At 73.5% G+C, this 17587-nt stretch carries 10 protein-coding genes; all 10 read right to left on the bottom strand.

Going from position 1 to position 17587, the window contains the following annotated elements; translation table 11 throughout:
- Window positions 1-2: 2 nt before the first annotated feature.
- Window positions 3-2837 carry a stealth conserved region 3 domain-containing protein gene (locus tag B086_RS0133465; protein WP_018570804.1) on the bottom strand — a complete coding sequence of 945 codons (2835 nt, stop codon included), beginning with the start codon at window positions 2835-2837 and terminating at the stop codon, window positions 3-5.
- 5 nt (window positions 2838-2842) lie between these two features.
- A complete protein-coding gene (locus tag B086_RS0133470; protein WP_086024342.1) occupies window positions 2843-3832 on the bottom strand; it encodes a hypothetical protein in 990 nt (329 codons plus the stop codon).
- The gene (locus tag B086_RS0133475) at window positions 3829-5589 is read right to left on the bottom strand and encodes a stealth conserved region 3 domain-containing protein (protein WP_026253036.1); all 1761 of its coding nucleotides are present in this window, start codon (window positions 5587-5589) and stop codon (window positions 3829-3831) included. Before B086_RS0133475 ends, B086_RS0133470 begins: the two co-directional genes overlap by 4 nt.
- A gap of 255 nt (window positions 5590-5844) precedes the next feature.
- Window positions 5845-7281, bottom strand: a complete 1437-nt coding sequence (gene obgE, locus B086_RS0133480) for a GTPase ObgE (RefSeq protein ID WP_018570807.1) — start codon at window positions 7279-7281, stop codon at window positions 5845-5847.
- A 103-nt stretch (window positions 7282-7384) separates the two neighbouring features.
- On the bottom strand, window positions 7385-7639 hold the full coding sequence (gene rpmA / locus B086_RS0133485) for a 50S ribosomal protein L27 (RefSeq protein ID WP_018570808.1): 255 nt from the start codon (window positions 7637-7639) through the stop codon (window positions 7385-7387).
- Between the two features lie 14 nt (window positions 7640-7653).
- A complete protein-coding gene (gene rplU, locus B086_RS0133490) occupies window positions 7654-7974 on the bottom strand; it encodes a 50S ribosomal protein L21 (protein ID WP_007449531.1) in 321 nt (106 codons plus the stop codon).
- A gap of 274 nt (window positions 7975-8248) precedes the next feature.
- Window positions 8249-12529 carry an Rne/Rng family ribonuclease gene (locus B086_RS0133495; RefSeq protein WP_018570809.1) on the bottom strand — a complete coding sequence of 1427 codons (4281 nt, stop codon included), beginning with the start codon at window positions 12527-12529 and terminating at the stop codon, window positions 8249-8251.
- Window positions 12530-12806: 277 nt separating this feature from the next.
- Window positions 12807-13592 carry a TIGR03936 family radical SAM-associated protein gene (locus tag B086_RS0133500; RefSeq protein ID WP_018570810.1) on the bottom strand — a complete coding sequence of 262 codons (786 nt, stop codon included), beginning with the start codon at window positions 13590-13592 and terminating at the stop codon, window positions 12807-12809.
- 392 nt (window positions 13593-13984) lie between these two features.
- Window positions 13985-15934, bottom strand: coding sequence for a TIGR03960 family B12-binding radical SAM protein (locus B086_RS0133505; RefSeq protein ID WP_018570811.1), 1950 nt, complete (start codon window positions 15932-15934; stop codon window positions 13985-13987).
- Window positions 15935-15974: 40 nt separating this feature from the next.
- On the bottom strand, window positions 15975-17522 hold the full coding sequence (locus B086_RS0133510; protein WP_018570812.1) for a CYTH and CHAD domain-containing protein: 1548 nt from the start codon (window positions 17520-17522) through the stop codon (window positions 15975-15977).
- Window positions 17523-17587: the final 65 nt, after the last annotated feature.

The raw sequence follows: 17587 nt of genomic DNA on the forward strand, positions 1-17587 counted from the left end.
GATCAGCGCTCGTACGGGCTCTTCACCGGGAAGTAGGCGCGCAGGAACGAGCCTATGATGCGGGCCTGCTCCTGGTCCGGGACCTCGGCGTCCTGCGACTCGCCCAGGCAGAACACGTCGTGCCCGCGGATCGCGAGCAGCCGCGTCAGCTCCGGGTGCCGGGAGTAGGTGCCGACGTCGATGTAGGCGCAGCGGATGCTGCTGGGCACCGCGCTGCCCGTCAGATAGCCGTAGTGGTGGTGCAGCGAGGAGACCATCGAGATGTCCTGCCAGCCGCGCATCGGGTTGGCGGCGGTGCGGGCCACGCTCTCCGGGAAGTCCTCCTCGATGCTGTCCAGGACGCTCCTGCGCAGCGGGTGCGGGGCGTGCGCGAAGCTGTTCGCCACGGTCACCCCGAAGCGCTCCTCCAGCAGCTTGCGGTTGTTCTTCGCGGCGGCGAAGTAGCCCTCGTCCGTCTCGGCCGGTTCGCCGATCGGCACGGTCGTCGGGGTCCAGTAGAAGCGGCTGGTGCCGTTGGGCTGGAAGAACTTCTGCGCGGTGAGCGGCCTGCCGATGAACACGTCGTCGTTCATGTACAGGAAGTGCTCGGACAGGCCGTCGATGTGGTGCAGCTGGCTCTCGATGGCGTGCGAGTTGAACGTCGGCAGGCAGGACGGGTCGGTGAAGATGTCGCGGTGCGACACCACCTCGATGTCCGGGTGCTCGGTGTTCAGCCACTGCGGGGTCTGGTCGTCGGTGACCAGGTAGACCTTGCGCACCCAGGGCGCGAACATCGCCAGCGAGCGCAGCGAGTAGCGCAGTTCGTCGCGGTTGCGGAACCGCGCCGCCTCGTCACCGGAACCCGCGGTCTCGGCGGCGAAGCCGAGTTCCGCGCGCCGCCGCGTCCGCCGCTCCTGCCAGCTCGGGTCCGCGTCGTCGACCCAGGTGTAGACGACGTCCACCGGGAAGGTGATGTCGCTGACCAGCTTCTTGGTGAACGGCTCCAGCGTCGGGTACTCGCGGTCGCGCACCCGCAGCCGGGCGTCGGCGGTCAGCGTCGGCAGCTTGGGACCGACGGCGCTGGCGCGCAGCGGCGTGACGTACTGGCCGTCGCCGCCCTCCTCCTCGGGCACCTGCCGCCAGAACTCCACGTCGCAGCCGTAGGCGGGGCCGAAGCGCAGTGTGCGGCTGGAGGTCACCACGGGACGGAAGACCCGCAGTCCGGCGACCTCTCCGGCGCCCTCCAGCCGCTCGGCGAGCAGCACACCGGGCGCGTGCGTACGGGGCTTGAGGAGTTCGGCGTAGACCGCCTTGCCCTCGTAGTCGGTGGCCAGCGCCTTGCGGACCGCCGTCTGGTGGACGGTGTCCACGGCCAGGCGCCGGCGCGGGGAGTCCTCGCGGTCGCGCAGCAGCACGAAGGGGATGTCGTGCTTCTCCAGCGCGGCGACGACCGTCTCGAAGTTCCGCTGCACTATGTCGGTGCCCTGGAGGTCGTCGTGGACCTCGGAGAGCCGGCCGCTGGCGCGGACCAGGGCGCGGTTGGCGGCGCCGATCATCAGCTCGCGGGCGCGCTGGTCGCCCGAGGAGGGCGCCGTGCGGTCCGCGGCGACCGCGGCGTGGAAGCGGCCCGCGCCGCCGTGCGCCACCCGGTGGGCCATGCGGTCGGCGCGCTGCGCCATGCGCTGCGGGTCGTCGCGGCGGTAGAGCAGCTCGGTGAACAGCTCCTCCCACTGCTTGACGATCACGTCGGCGGCGAAGCGCGCGGAACCCTCGTGCGCGTTCTCCCCGTAGGAGCGCAGCAGTTCCTCGTCGCCCATCAGCCGGGAGATGGACTCGGCCAGGCCCTCGATGTCGTTGGGCGCGACGAGCAGCCCGTCCACGCCGTGCCGGATGATCTCGGCGGGCCCGGTGACGATGTCGTACGCGACCGCCGGGACACCGGCGGCGAACGCCTCCAGGAGCACCAGCGGGAACGCCTCGCCGTCCTGCGAGGGCAGCATGGTGAGGCTGGCCTTGGCCCACTCCTCGGTCATGTGCTGGCTCGGGCCGAGTATCTCCACGGCGTCGTGCAGGCCGAGGCCCTGGACGAGGTTGCGCAGCCGGGACATCTGCGGTCCGTCGCCGAAGACGCGCAGCCGCCAGCCGGGGTGCTCGGGCAGTGCCTTGGCGAAGGCCTGGATGGCGTGGTCGACCTGCTTGTCGGGCACGAGCCGGCGCGGCATCACGATGCTCTTGCCGGTGAGGCTGGAGCGCGGCCGGAAGCCCTCGGGGATGGCGTTGGGGATGGCCGCCAGGCGCGGTGCGGCCTTGCCGAGCGACTCCTCCAGCCACTGCTTGGTGCGCTCGGTGAGCACGACCAGGGCGTCGATCTCCGGGGCCCGCAGCAGCAGCGGTTCGCCGGTGCCGCCGCGCAGCTGCGAGGGCCGGTGCTCCTGGTGGATGGTGATCACCCGGGAGGGCACCAGGTCGGCGACGGCGGACATCAGCGCCGGGGAGGTGGTGATGAGGATGTCGGTGTCGAGGGTGCGCAGGGCGCGGTTCATCTCGACGTCGGAGAGGGCGTCGAAGGTCGCCTCCCACTTGGAGCTGATCAGGTCGCTGGGCAGCCCGGCCAGCCGGCGGCACTCCTCGGCGCCGATGTCGCTCTCGCGCACCGGACGTTCCGTCTTGCCCGTGCGGTCCACGAGGTAGCGCACCGGGACCCGCTCGTCCACGGAGAAGAAGGGGCTCTCGCGGGTCTTGAAGACGCTGAGCACCTCGACGGTGTGCCGGGGCGCCAGATGCGTCGCCTGGGTGTAGACGGCCTGCTCCGTGCCGCCCATCTCGTCGCCCCAGGTGAGCAGAAACGTGATCTTCATTGGTGTCAACATCCAGTGGGGAGGTGGGCCGCTCGGAAGGCGAGACTGCCGATGGGCGTGTAGTACGGGTTGATCCTGAGCACGGAGTCGTCGTCGGCGGTCAGCAGGCGGTGCGGCATCCGGAAGACGTCCCGGGGGCTGCGCACGTCGGTGCGCTGCCGGGAGATCTTCAGCGCGCGGCGGCGCGGGCGCTGGAGCCGTACGTCGAAGATCTGCTCCTTGGTGCCGAGGTCGCCGAAGTCGGCCACCCGCAGCGCGCAGGTGAAGACGTCGCCGTGCCAGGTCACCGGGACGGTGCGGGCCGCCTTGCCGCTGCGGCGGACGAGTTCGACGTCACCGGTGCACTCCCCGGCCGACGCGTTGACGAGCCGGCCCTCCAGCGTCACCTCGGACCAGCCGATCTTCACGGAGAGGATCTCCGCCTCGGCGTCGTCGCGGCCCACGGACACGTACGCGCGGCCGGTGCCGGAGGCGATGAGCCGGCAGTAGGTGCCGTCCGGGCGCACCGGCTCGGGGACGGTGGGGCCGTCGGCCATCAGCCGGGGTGCCTTGGCGAGAGCGAAGCGGCGCTCGGTGCCCGCGGGGTCGGTGAAGACGACGGACAGCCGCCACTGGCCCGAGCCCAGCAGGAACCTGCGCATTCCGGCGGGCACCGGCGGGTGGGTGTCGGCGTCGGCCTCCAGCAGGTCGAGGACGGCCGTGCCCTGGGCCTCGACCTGGCCGTCACCGCGCTGGACGAGTGTCAGCGGGACGACCACCGGGGACGAGGAGCCGCCCAGCAGCAGGGAGGCGGACGAGGCGGTCACCTCGCCGGGCACCCGGACGCAGAAGTTCAGCGTCCGGCCGTCGAGCAGGGAGAGATGCTCGGCGGTGACGCGCGGCCAGTCGTCGGCGCTCGGCGGGACCAGGACGAGACTGTCCAGTCGCGACCGTGCCGAGCGCACCACGTCGTACCCCTTGCGCATCACCTTGTGCGGGGTAGGGAGTTGTCTCATCGGTTGTCTGCACCACGCTCGTAGGGGCTGGGGTACGGGAAGTACTCGTCCAGGAAGCGGCTCATCAGGGCCTGCTGGCGGCCCAGTTCGGCTTCCGTGGAGGTCGTGTCGTTCAGGCAGAAGACGTGCGCGTCACGCTGGGCGAGCAGTCGGCCGAGCACGCGCTCGACCCCGGGTCTGCCCACGTCGCAGTAGCGGTACACGAGCCCTTCGCCGGAGAAGGAACGCTGGGTGTGGAACGCGTAGTAGTGGTGCAGGGACGAGGCGACGGAAATGTCGTCGACGCTGCGGAAGCGGCTGGCGGCGGTGCGCCGGTGCTCCTCGGGGAACTCCCGCTCGATCTCGTCGAGGACGTCACGGTGCAGCGCGTGCGGCACATGCTTCATCTTGCGGAAGATGTTGTCGCCGAAGCGCTCGACGATCAGCCTGCGGTTGTTCTTGCCGGCCGCCGCCACCGGCGGGTCCTCGGCGGAGGACTCGCCGAAGGGCACCAGGGCGGGCGAGAGGTAGAACTTGCCGAGGCCGTTGGGCAGGAAGAAGTGCTGCGGGAGCACCTCCCGGCCGAGCATGACGTCGTCGTTGAAGTACAGGAAGTGCGCGGAGAGCCCGTCGATGTGGTGCAGCTGGCTCTCGATCGCGTGCGAGTTGAACGTCGGCAGCGCGGCCGGGTCCTTGAAGATCTCCTTGTGGCTGACGACCTTGATACGGGGGTGGTCGGTGTTCAGCCACTCCGGGGTCTGGTCGGCGGTCACCAGGTAGATGTTGCGGACCCAGGGCGCGTAGAGGTGCAGGGAGCGCAGTGAGTAGCGCAGTTCGTCGCGGCTGAGGTAGCGCGCCGCGTTGGCGGCCTCCTCGTGGTAGGGCCGGTCGGAGAAGGCGGCCCGCTGGCGCAGCCAGTCCGGGTCGGAGCCGTCCACCCAGGTGTAGACCACGTCGACGGGGAAGGTGCGGCTGCCCACGGCGACCGCGGCGAAGGCCGGCCGGGTCGGCACCCGTACCGGCTCCTGCTCCTGCTCGGCGGGCAGCGGCGCGAGTTCGGTGAACAGGCTCTCGTCGGCCTCCACCAGCGGCTCGGCCACCGGTACGGCCTCGGCGACAACGTTGCGCCGGGGGGAGACCAGTTCGCCGCCCTCCTGGCGCCAGAACTCGATGTCGCAGCCGTAGCGCAGGCCCAGCACCAGACGGCCGGTCTGGTCGGTGAGGTACCAGGTGCAGCGCAGCACGTCGGCACCGGCGACCCGCTTCCACGGGCCCGCGCCGTAGCCGGGCAGCGCGGACTCCTCCTGGGGCTGGCGGCCCCGTACCGGCACCACGTAACCGGGCCTGATCCGGCAGGCCTGGCGCAGCGCGGTGAGCACGCGCTCGCGGTCCTCGCGGCGTACCGCGACGGCCGCGGAGGTCTCGGAGTCCGAGCGCACGCAGAAGTGGTCGACGCCCGCCCCGCGCAGCGCGGCCATCACCTCGTCGAGGTTGGCCCGGCGCGCCTGGAGCGGGGTGATGTCGGGGACGACATGCGCTATGCGCGGCGTCCCGTCCACGCTGACGACGGTCCGGTCGTGCCGCGCCAGCAGCGCGCGGTGACGGCGTACCACCCGGACACGCTTGACCTGGTTGCGCACCTCGGCCGCGGCGGCGATCCCCGACTTCAGCTGCTCGCGGAAGTCGGTCCCCACATGTTCGGCGATCACTCGCCGAGCGCCGACCGGCACCGCGCGGCGGTATACGCCAACCAACCGGGAGGCTTCAGGGTTTCGCACTGCGGGAGCTCCTCCGACGGGAACGGCTGGGTGAACGGCACGCTCCCACTAGGTGATCCGGTAAAAACACGGCGAGACAAGTATGCAGTGTGTTTACCCCACGTCCCCATGGCCGTGCCACAACCGCAACCGTCAGCAAAGGCGACATACCGGGCCGATCGGTCACGAGTGTTGACATAAATCACAGCGTGGAACCGCGCGGACACCAGCCGCGTCCGGAAGCCACCGGGGCTTCCGGACGCGCAGCCGTGCCGGTCAGAACGGCTCGAAGTCGTCGTACTCCTGCTCGGTCTCGTCGCGCTCGGCCTGCCGGTCGCGACGGCGCTGGGCGGCCGGGCGGGGCGCCTCGAAGCGGTGGTCCTCGCCGCGGCGGCCGAGCATCTCGGCACCCGCCATCACGGACGGCTCCCAGTCGAAGACGACCGCGTTGTCCTCGGGGCCGATGGCGACGCCGTCGCCGGAGCGGGCGCCCGCCTTCAGCAACTGCTCCTCGACACCGAGCCGGTTGAGCCGGTCGGCGAGGTAGCCCACGGCCTCGTCGTTGTTGAAGTCGGTCTGCCGCACCCAGCGTTCGGGCTTCTCGCCGCGCACGCGGAACAGGCCCTCGTCCTCGCGGGTGACCGTGAAACCGGCCTCGTCGACGGCCTTGGGCCGGATGACGACGCGCGTCGCCTCCTCCTTCGGCCGGGCGGCCCGCGCCGTGGCGACCAGTTCGGCCAGGGCGTACGACAGCTCCTTCAGACCGGTGTGCGCCACCGCCGACACCTCGAAGACGCGGTAGCCGCGCGCCTCCAGGTCGGGCCGGACCATCTCGGCGAGGTCCTTGCCGTCGGGTACGTCGATCTTGTTGAGGACGACCATGCGCGGCCGGTTGCCCAGGCCGCCGTACTGGCGCAGCTCCTCCTCGATGATGTCGAGGTCGGAGACCGGGTCGCGGTCCGACTCCAGGGTCGCGGTGTCCAGTACGTGCACGAGGACGCTGCACCGCTCCACGTGCCGCAGGAACTCCAGGCCCAGCCCCTTGCCCTGGCTGGCGCCGGGGATGAGACCGGGCACGTCGGCGACGGTGTACACGGTCGAACCCGCCGTCACCACACCGAGGTTGGGCACCAGGGTGGTGAACGGGTAGTCGGCGATCTTCGGCTTGGCGGCGCTGAGCACGGAGATCAGCGACGACTTGCCGGCGCTCGGGTAGCCCACCAGCGCCACGTCGGCGACGGTCTTCAGCTCCAGGACGATGTCCCCGAGGTCACCGGGCTCGCCGAGCAGCGCGAAGCCGGGCGCCTTGCGGCGGGCCGAGGCCAGCGCCGCGTTGCCCAGACCGCCCCGGCCGCCCTGCGCGGCGACGTAGGAGGTGCCGTGGCCGATCAGGTCTGCCAGCACGTTGCCCGCCCGGTCCAGCACGACCGTGCCGTCCGGCACCGGCAGCACCAGGTCCTCGCCGTCCTTGCCGGACCGGTTGCCGCCCTCGCCGGGCTTGCCGTTGGTGGCCTTGCGGTGCGGCGAGTGGTGGTATTCGAGCAGCGTGGTGACGGACTGGTCGACGGTGAGGATCACGTCCCCGCCGCGTCCGCCGGTGCCGCCGTCCGGGCCGCCCAGCGGCTTGAACTTCTCACGGTGCACGGAGGCACAGCCGTGGCCCCCGTTACCCGCGGCGACATGCAGTTCGACGCGGTCCACGAAGGTGGTCATGTTGGTGCCTCCAGAAACTACGGGAATATCTCTTGGGTAACACGCGAAAGGCGGACCCGCCTTCCCGACCGGGAAGTGAGGTCCGCCTCGCGAAAGCCTCCGGTCAGGCGACCGGGACGATGTTCACGACCTTGCGGCCACGGTGGGTGCCGAACTCCACCGCGCCGGGCTGGAGCGCGAACAGCGTGTCGTCGCCGCCACGGCCGACGCCCGCGCCGGGGTGGAAGTGGGTGCCGCGCTGGCGGATGATGATCTCACCGGCGTTCACGACCTGACCGCCGAAGCGCTTCACGCCGAGCCGCTGGGCATTCGAGTCGCGACCGTTCCGGGTGGACGATGCGCCCTTCTTGTGTGCCATGTCTCCTCAGTCCCTTACTTCGCAGCCGCGGGGATCTCAGTGACCTTGATCGCCGTGTACTGCTGGCGGTGGCCCTGACGACGGCGGTAGCCGGTCTTGTTCTTGTAGCGCAGAATGTCGATCTTCTGCCCCTTGTGGTGGTCCACGACCTCGGCCTGGACCTTGATGCCGGCCAGCACCCACGGGTCGCTGGTCACAGCGTCGCCGTCGACAACGAGCAGGGTCGAGAGCTCGACCGTGTCGCCAACCTGGGCAGTGGAAATCTTGTCAACCTCAACGATGTCGCCGACAGCAACCTTGTGCTGGCGACCACCGCTGCGCACGATGGCGTACACGCGGATCTCACTCTCTCGCTCGGGAAACGGCACCCCCGCAGGCCAGCCGCCCGGCGACGGGCGGACCTCTCCCGGCCAACCCAGTGACCGGGAGGAAGAGGTTTACGGGGATGTGACGTGCTCAGTCGGCACGTCGACGGTCAAGGTTACGGGCCGTGGCCGAAGGGGTCAAACCAGGCCGGGCCCGCGCAAGGGCGGCCGGTCACGGCGGCGGCCGCGACCGGCCCGCGGGACGGTCCTGGTACACGTACCAGGACCGTCCCGCGGATGCGGATCAGCTCTCGTCGGCCGCGGCGGAGGCCGGGGACGCCGCCGCGGTCTTCTTCGCCGCCGACTTCTTCGCGGCGCCGGCCGTCTTGGCGGTCTTCGTCGCCTTCTTGGCCGTCGCCTTCTTCGCGACGGTCTTCTTGGCCGCCGTCTTCTTGGTCGCGGCCTTCTTCGCCGTGGCCTTCTTGGCGGCCTTGCGGACCGTCTTCTTGGCCGGGGCCTCCCCGGCCGCTTCGGTCTCCGCGGCCGCCGCGGGCTCCTCCGCACCGGCCTGGCCCGACGGGACGACCATGACGGCCGCCTCCTCGGACGCGGTCGGCGCGGTGGCCTTGCGCACCGCACGGCGGCGCGGACGGGCCGGAGCGGCCTCCTCCGCGGGCGCCTCGGCCTCGGCCGGAGCAGCCGCCGGGGCGGCCTCCTCGGCCGGGACCGGCCGCGGCTCGGACGCGGTCTCCGCGACCGTCACCACGGCCGTCTCGGCTCCCGCCGGGGAACCGGCCGGAGCCGACGCCCTGCGGGTCGCGCGGCGCCGGGTACGGCCCTTCGGCGCGGCCTCCTCGGCCACCGGCGCCTCGGGCTCGGCGGCCGGGACCACCGGGTCCTCGGCGGCCACCGGCTCGGCCTGCGCCGCGGCGGCGGGCTCCGGACGCACCGGGCGCCCGGCCTCCTGCTCCGCGGTCACCTGCTGGGCGGTCGGCACCTCGGGAGCGGCCGGGGCCGCGCCGTCCGCCGCCGCCTTCGGCGCACCCGCCGGGGCGGACGCCCGCCGGCTCGCCCGGCGACGGCCGCGGCCACGGGACGCGGCGGCCTCCGCCTCGGCGACGGAGCTGTACAGCTCCTCGTCCGGGGACAGCTCGAACGCGGGCACCTCGACCGGCTCGGCCTGCGCCTCGACGACGACGTCGGCCTCGGCCTCCGCCTCCTCCTCGGCGGTGGGCACGGCGGCCTGGACCGCCGCGGTCTCGTGCTCGTGCTCGTGCGGCTGCTCGGCACCGGCGCGGGCGCGCTTGCGGCGCTTGCCGCCGCCCCCGGCGGCCGTGGGCTGCTCCATGTGCACGATGACACCGCGGCCGTTGCAGTGGACGCAGGTCTCGGAGAAGGACTCCAGCAGACCCTGGCCCACCCGCTTGCGGGTCATCTGCACCAGGCCCAGCGAGGTCACCTCGGCCACCTGGTGCTTGGTGCGGTCGCGGCCCAGGCACTCCAGCAGCCGGCGCAGCACCAGGTCGCGGTTGGACTCCAGGACCATGTCGATGAAGTCGATCACGATGATGCCGCCGAGGTCGCGCAGCCTGAGCTGGCGCACGATCTCCTCGGCCGCCTCCAGGTTGTTCCTGGTGACCGTCTCCTCCAGGTTGCCGCCCTGGCCGGTGAACTTGCCGGTGTTGACGTCGACCACGACCATCGCCTCGGTCCGGTCGATCACCAGCGAACCGCCGCTGGGCAGCCAGACCTTGCGGTCCAGCGCCTTGGCGAGCTGCTCGTCGATCCGGTACGTGGCGAAGACGTCGACCTCGCTCGTCCAGCGCGACAGACGCGGGGCGAGGTCCGGGGCGACGTGCGCGACATAGCCGTGGATGGTCTCCCACGCCTCGTCACCGCTGACGATGACCTTGGAGAAGTCCTCGTTGAAGATGTCGCGCACCACGCGGACGGTCATGTCCGGCTCGCCGTACAGCAGGGTCGGCGCGCTGGAGTTGCCGTTCTTCGCCTTCTTGCGGATGTCCTCCCACTGCGCCTGGAGCCGCTCGACGTCGCGGCGCAGCTCCTCCTCGCTCGCGCCCTCGGCGGCGGTGCGCACGATGACGCCCGCGTCGTCGGGGACGATCTTCTTGAGGATGGTCTTCAGCCGGGCCCGCTCGGTGTCGGGCAGCTTGCGGCTGATGCCGGTCATCGAGCCCTCGGGGACGTACACGAGGTAGCGGCCCGGCAGGGAGACCTGGCTGGTCAGGCGGGCGCCCTTGTGTCCGATCGGGTCCTTGGTGACCTGGACGAGGACGGACTGCCCGGACTTCAGGGCGGACTCGATGCGGCGCGGACCGTTGCCCATGCCGAGCGCCTCGAAGTTGACCTCGCCCGCGTACAGCACGGCGTTGCGGCCCTTGCCGATGTCGATGAAGGCGGCCTCCATCGACGGCAGGACGTTCTGCACCTTGCCGAGGTAGACATTGCCGACGTACGAGACGGCCTGCTCCTTGTTGACGTAGTGCTCGACGAGCACGTCGTCCTCGAGGACGCCGATCTGCGTGCGGTCGCCGTTCTGCCGGACCACCATCACGCGCTCGACGGCCTCGCGGCGGGCCAGGAACTCGGCCTCGGTGATGATCGGCACACGGCGGCGGCCCTGCTCGCGGCCCTCGCGGCGGCGCTGCTTCTTCGCCTCCAGGCGGGTCGAGCCCTTGATGGACTGGACCTCGTCGCTGCCGCCGCCGGGCCGCTCGTCCTTCTTGCCGCGCGGCTCGCGGACCTTGACGACGGTGCGCTCGGGGTCGTCGGCGGACGGCTCGCCGTCCTGGCCGCCGTCCCCGGCCCGGCGACGCCTGCGGCGACGGCGGCGGCTGCTGCTGTTGCCGCCCGCGGCGCCCGCGTGCTCCTCGCCCTCGTCGCTCTCCTCGGACGCGTCCTCGGCGTCCTCCTCGACCTGCTCGGCGGTGTCCTCGACGTCCTGCGCGGCCTGCGCGGCGGCGAGTTCGCCGCTCTCCTCCGGCTCCTCGTCACCGTGCTCGGCGGCCTCGCCGCGGCGACGGCGACGGCCCCCGCGGCGGCGGCGCCGCCGCGAGCCGGACTCCTCGCCGTCGTCGCCGTCCGCGAGATCCTCGGCGGCCGCGGTGTCCTCGGCGTCTTCGGTGTCCTCCGCCTCGTCGTCGGCGGCGGGGGCGGCGGGCGCCTCGACGGCGTCCTCGGCGGTACGGGCCTCGGGCTCCTCGTCGGCGGCGCCCCGGCGACGGCGGCGGCGCCGCGCTCCGGGCTGCTCGGCCGGCTCGGTCCGCGCGGCCTGCTCCGCCGCGGGGGCCTCGGTCCCGTCGGGCTCCTCCTCGTGCGCGGCCTCGGCGGCCGCCTCGGCGGCGGCCCGCTGCGGGGTCTGGAACTGGAACTTCGGCTCGGCGAAGACGGGCGGCTGGAAGACCGCGACGGCGGGCCGCGCGGGCTTGCGCGGCGCGTCGTCCCCGGCGCCGGAGCGCGCGGCGGGCTCGGAGAACCCGGTCGCGGCGCGCCGCTCCACCCGGCGGCGGCCACGGCGCGGCGCGGCCTCCTCGGCGGCGGGCGCGGGCTCGGCGGCGGGAGCCGCGGCGGCGGGCTCGCCCACCTCGGCGGCGGACGCCGCACCCTTGCGGGTGGCCCGGCGACGGGCACGCGGCGCGGGCTCTTCCGCGACCTCCGCGGCGGGAGCGGGCTCCTCCGCGACCGGGGCCTCGGCCGCCTCGGCGGCGGGCGCCGACACCTTGCGGGTGGCACGGCGACGGGCACGCGGCGGCGCGGGCTCTTCCGCGGCCTCGGCAGCGGGAGCGGGCTCCTCGGCGGCCGGGACCTCGGCAGCCGTCTGCACGGCTGCCTCGGCGGCGGGCGCCGACACCTTGCGCGTGGCACGGCGACGGGCACGCGGCGGCGCGGGCTCCTCGGCGGCCTCGACTGCGGCGGGCTGCTCCGCGGGAGCGGCGGGCGCGGCGGTCTCGGCGGCCTGCGGCGCACCGGCGGCGGCGGACGCGCGGCGGCGGGTCCGGCGGACGGGCGCGGGCGCCTCGGCGGCGGCCTCCACGGGCGCGGCCGACTCCTGCGTACCGCTCACGGCACCGCTCTCGGCGGCCTCGTCGGCGCCACCGGTGGGCGCGGACACGCTGCGCGTGGCGCGGCGGCGGGTACGGCGCGGAGCGGCGGCCTCGCCGCTCTCGACGGTCCCGGCGGACGTCTCGTCCACCGTCCCGGTCTCCTCGGCGGCGGTCGCCGGGACGACGGTCTCGGCGGCCGGGGCCTCGGTGGTCTTCGGTGTCCCGGAGGGCGCGGAGGCCCGGCGGCGGGTGCGGCGCGCGGGGGCGGCGGGCTCCTCGGCGGCCGGGGTCCCGGCGGCCGTGTCCACGGCGTCCTCGGTGTCCTCGGTGGCCTCGGCGTCCGCGATGTCCTCGGCGGACGCAGCCGGTACGGCCGGAGCGGTGACCTCGGCCGGCGCCTCGGCGGCGCCGGGCGGGCCCGCCGGACGCGACGCGGCGCGGCGCCGACGGCGCGGCGGCAGCGTGTCGCTGGGGGTGTTCAGTTCTTCGGAACCCTGGGTGGGCTCGGTCGGTTCGAGCATGCGGGCGAATCTCCCGTCAGGCTCCCGGGCGCCGCGCTGGTCCGGTGTCCGATCGCGTCGATCGGACACCGCTGACGTCCGCGGCCTCGCGGTTGCGCGATGGCCGCCGTCCGGGGCGCGGGCGCCGCACGGGAGCTCTCTGTGTCCTGTCTCGCCGGTTCCGTACGCCTTGTCGCGTACGGCCTGGCGAAAGTCTTGTGGTCGGTGCGCTGCCCGACCCAGGTGGCTCCCGAGTACGAGGGCGGCGCTTTCGACGTCCGTCCCTACGGAACCTTCCCTAAGCAGGCACCTTCGCGGCGGCGGCTCCGGCGGCCCCTTCTGAAGCGGCCGGGGCGGCCGGGTCTGCCTCGCGGTCGGGCGCGAGCGGGTCGGTCACCGTGCCGGTCTCTTCATCGAGCAGCCCCTGCGCCAGCCTGGTCACCGCTGCGGGGACCGGCGGCGCCAGGTCGGCCACGGCGCGGAGACCGGACAGGACGTCGTCGGGTCGTACGGCAGGCGTCACGTGCCGAACAACCAGCCGCAGTATCGCACAGGGCCGGTCGCTCGGCCTATCGGCCGCCGCACCAGGCGTTTCCACGCGGGCCAGACGCACGACCGCGGAGCGGGCGTCGAACGTGCGGACGCCGTTCTTGGTCTGGCGCTGCACCTCGACGGTCTCGGCGCCGTCGAAGGCCGCGACCGCCCGGTCCGCCTCGGCCGGGTCCACGCCGTCCAGGCGCAGTTCCCAGACGGAGGCCGTCAGCCGGTCGGCGAGTCCCGGGGTACGGGCCTCGACCGCGTCGACGATGTCGAGTCCGGTGGGCATCGACTCGTCGAGGAGACCGCGCAGCCGCTCCGGGTCACGGGGCGCGGTGAGCGCGATCTCCAGAAACTCCGCCTCGCTGGCCGTGCCGGTGGGCGCGGCGTTGGCGTAGGACACCTTGGGGTGCGGAGTGAACCCCGCCGAGTACGCCATCGGCACCTCGGCGCGGCGCAGCGCGCGCTCGAAGGCGCGCTGGAAGTCACGGTGGCTGGTGAACCGGAGGCGGCCACGCTTGGTGTAGCGCAGTCGGATGCGCTGCACCGTGGGTGCGGGCGGCGGGCCTTCGGGCTGTCGCTTGCCCAGGGGAACTTCTCCTTGTGTACGGCGGGCGGTACCGGGCGCGCTCCCCGGCCGGGGAGCCTTCCGGCCGGCGTCCTGCCGGTGCCGGCCGGTCCGGACCGCCTCCCGCGCGCGGGGGCGTCTCGGGCCCGTTCCTTCTGTCTAGAGTACGCGTCCCGGCCGTCCCGGGTTCCCGCCGGGCCACCGGCCGGGGCTCCCCGGCGTCCCTGCCGACGAGGAGGCGCGGAAGCCGGGCCCAGAGCCCAGAGCGCCGCCCGACGACGGGAGCGGGCCGGGACGCCACCCTCGTGGTGTCCCGGCCCGCTCCCGTCACATCCCGCCCGGCCGCCCGGCGGCTCGGTGCAGGCGGCTGCTCAGTGCGCGTGCCCGCTGCCCGCGGGCTGCTTCACCGTCAGCGGCAGCAGCTTCTTGCCCGTCGGGCCGATCTGGATGCTGGTGTCCATCGCCGGGCACACCCCGCAGTCGAAGCAGGGCGTCCAGCGGCAGTCCTCGACCTCGGTCTCGTCGAGGGCGTCCTGCCAGTCCTCCCAGAGCCAGTCCTTGTCGAGCCCGGAGTCGAGGTGGTCCCAGGGCAGGACCTCCTCGTAGGAGCGCTCGCGGGTGGTGTACCAGTCGACGTCGACGCCGTAGGGGGCCAGGGCCTTGGCGGCGCAGTTCATCCAGCGGTCGTAGGAGAAGTGCTCGCGCCAGCCGTCGAAGCGGCCGCCGTCCTCGTAGACCGCGCGGATCACCGCGCCGGTGCGGCGGTCGCCGCGGGAGAGCAGGCCCTCGATGATGCCGGGCTTGCCGTCGTGGTAGCGGAAGCCGATGGAGCGGCCGTACTTCTTGTCGCCGCGGATCTTGTCCCGGAGCTTCTGGAGGCGGGCGTCGGTCTCCTCGGCGCTCAGCTGCGGCGCCCACTGGAAGGGGGTGTGCGGCTTGGGCACGAACCCGCCGATGGAGACCGTGCAGCGGATGTCGCCCGAGCCGGAGACCTCGCGGCCCTTGGCGATGACATGGGTCGCCATGTCGGCGATCTGGAGCACGTCCTCGTCGGTCTCGGTGGGCAGGCCGCACATGAAGTACAGCTTGACCTGGCGCCAGCCGTTGCCGTACGCGGTGGCGACGGTGCGGATCAGGTCGTCCTCGGAGACCATCTTGTTGATGACCTTGCGCATCCGCTCGGAGCCGCCCTCGGGGGCGAAGGTCAGACCGGAGCGGCGGCCGTTGCGCGTCAGCTCGTCGGCCAGGTCGACGTTGAAGGCGTCCACGCGGGTGGAGGGCAGGGACAGGCCGATCTTGTCGTCCGTGTAGCGGTCGGCCAGGCCCTTGGCGATGTCACCGATCTCGCTGTGGTCCGCGGAGGACAGGGAGAGCAGCCCGACCTCCTCGAAGCCGGTCGCCTTCAGGCCCTTCTCGACCATCTCGCCGATGCCGGTGATGGAGCGCTCGCGCACCGGGCGGGTGATCATGCCGGCCTGGCAGAAGCGGCAGCCGCGGGTGCAGCCGCGGAAGATCTCCACCGACATGCGCTCGTGCACCGTCTCGGCGAGCGGGACCAGCGGCTGCTTGGGGTAGGGCCACTCGTCCAGGTCCATCACGGTGTGCTTGGACACCCGCCAGGGCACACCGGAGCGGTTGGGCACGATGCGGGCGATCCGGCCGTCGGGGAGGTACTCGACGTCGTAGAAGCCGGGGACGTAGACCCCGCCGGTCCTCGCCAGGCGCAGCAGCACCTCCGCGCGGCCGCCGGGGCGCCCCTCGGCCTTCCAGGCGCGGACGATCTCGGTGATCTCCAGGACCGCCTGCTCGCCGTCGCCGATGACCGCGCAGTCGATGAAGTCGGCGATCGGCTCCGGGTTGAAGGCCGCGTGGCCGCCGGCCACCACGATCGGGTCGTCGACCGTGCGGTCGCGGGCCTCCAGCGGGATCCCGGCCAGGTCGAGGGCGGTGAGCATGTTGGTGTAGCCCAGCTCCGTGGAGAAGGACAGGCCGAACACGTCGAACGCCTTCACCGGGCGGTGGCTGTCCACCGTGAACTGCGGGACGCCGTGCTCCCGCATCAGCGCCTCCAGGTCCGGCCACACGCTGTAGGTGCGCTCGGCGAGGACGCCCGCCCGCTCGTTCAGCACCTCGTAGAGGATCATGACGCCCTGGTTGGGCAGGCCGACCTCGTACGCGTCCGGGTACATGAGCGCCCAGCGGACGTCGCACTCGTCCCAGCTCTTGACGGTGGAGTTGAGCTCGCCGCCCACGTACTGGATCGGCTTCTGCACATGCGGGAGCAAGGCTTCGAGCTGCGGGAAAACCGACTCGACGGTCATCGCGGGAACTTTCGTCAGCTGACAGGGGTGACCATCTAGCCTAACCCGCTCCGCGGCCCGTACCGAACGGCCGCAGCCCCGCCCGCAGCCGGGGGAGTTCCGCCTCCAGCACGGCCGCGCGGTGCTCCTCGCGCCCGTACAGCAGCCCGTAGGTGAAGGAGCTCTCCCGGGCCGCCTGCGCCTGCCCGGCCAGCTCGCGCAGGGCGCGGCGGGCCAGCACGCCGTCCTGGTGGTCGCCGAGCAGCGTCTGGAGGGCCTTGGCGTCCGCGCCCGGCGGCCCGGCCGCCGCGCCGAGGGCCCCGGCGGCGGTCTCGGCCGCGTACCGGGTGCGCTTGGCCTGCTTGCGGGCCTCGTGCAGGGCGAGGTCGCGGGCGGGTCCGGGCGGCAGGGCGAGCGCCCGGTCGAGGGCGGCGGCCAGCCGGGCGTGTTCCTCGCCGAGGGCCCGGCCCAGCACCTCGGCCGGGTCGCCGCCGGCCGCGGGCCGCAGCGGCGGCCGGGCGGTCAGCGCGTCCAGCGCGTCGAGCAGGGCCAGGTACCGGCCGCCGTCCAGGACGGCCAGCACCCGGCTGCGGGCGCCCGCGCGGCGGCTCGCGGACCACAGCCGCAGCCGGGTGCGGACCGGCCCGGTCACCAGGGTCTCGGGGAGGGCGTCGAGGGCGGCGGTGAGGCGTTCGGCGAGGACCTCGTGGTCGCGGTCGAGGCCGAGTTCCCCGGCGAGCCACTTCAGTTCGGCGGCGAGCGGGGCGGTGGCGGCGCGGTCCAGGACCCGGCCGTGGCTGCGCAGGGCGCTGCGCAGCCGTCGGGTGGCGACGCGCATGCGGTGCACGGAGTCGGGCAGGTCGCGGCGGACCGCCGGGTCGAGGGCGACGACGGCATCGCGCTGGGCGCGCAGCCGGGCGAGGACGTGGTCGCCCGCGGTGACCGGCGGGGCGGGCGGTCCGGGCAGCGGGCGGTGGCCGGGCGGGGCGGTCTCCGCCAGGGCGCGGGCGGCCTTGGAGGGGGCGGCCGAGCGCCGTACGCCCGCCGCGCGCAGCCGGTCGTCCAGCAGATCGAGGAGGGCGGGGTCGCCGCCCTCGGCGAGTTCCACCTCGATCTCGGTCCAGCGGGCCGTGGCGGCGCGACCGCCGTGGCTCCCGCGGTCGTCGGCGGTGTCGGCCGGCCGGTCGGCCCGTACGGTGTCCACGCTCAGCTCGGCCAGCAGCGTGCCGCGGGCGTCGAGCAGGTGGCGGACGGCGCGGGTGGAGCGCAGCCGGAGCACGGGGCGCAGCGCGGCGCCGCGGACCCGGGAGCGCAGCAGGGCGGCCAGGGCGGGCGGCACCTCGTCGGACAGCGGGGCCTGGATCTCGTCGCGTACGCCGGGGGCGGCCGGGATCTTCAGGTGCCAGCCCGCGTCGGTGCCGCCGGTGCGGCGGCGCAGGGTGAGTCCGGCGGCGGCCAGGCGTGCGTCGGCGGTGTCGTAGTGGGCGGCGTCGAGGGCCATGGTGCCCCGGTCGGCGACGGCGGCGACCGGGCCGACGCCGGTGAGGTCCGGCAGTCGGCCTGTACCGGACTCGTACTTCCGCTCGATCTCGCGCCGGACGGCCGCCATGCACCGAATGTAGTGGTCCGCGCCGCCGGGGGCGCCTCCTGCGCACGGATCCGGTGCGCAGGAGG

The organism is Streptomyces sp. PsTaAH-124, assembly GCF_000373685.1.
GTDB classification, from domain to species: Bacteria; Actinomycetota; Actinomycetes; order Streptomycetales; family Streptomycetaceae; genus Streptomyces; species Streptomyces andamanensis.